Source organism: Paenibacillus sp. PsM32, assembly GCF_030433815.1.
Taxonomy (GTDB): Bacteria; Bacillota; Bacilli; order Paenibacillales; family Paenibacillaceae; genus Saccharibacillus; species Saccharibacillus kyungheensis.
The window spans coordinates 1-215 of the sequence record NZ_JARUWY010000101.1 but is presented as its reverse complement, the minus strand read 5'-3'; the positions used below and the strand labels follow the sequence as shown (position 1 = coordinate 215).

1 pseudogene is annotated in these 215 nt (G+C 50.7%); it reads right to left on the bottom strand.

From position 1 onward, the window contains the following. Nucleotides 1-215 (bottom strand): annotated as a pseudogene (locus QCD85_RS23830) (hypothetical protein); the annotation flags it as partial.

Here is a 215-nt window from a genome sequence, read left to right as displayed (position 1 = left end):
GTAAACATCTGGGCCACTTCCCAGACGGTTTTGTTTGCCAGTCTGGCCCCTGTTTCTAACTTGTCTTCTCCCTCATCAGCGTCAGAGACCAAGTGGCCAACGTCGGTAATATTCTGCACATGGGTAACTTTGTATCCACTGGCAGCCAGCAACCGACGGAGGACGTCATCATAGACATATTTTCGGCCGTGGCCGATATGGGCATACAAGTAAAC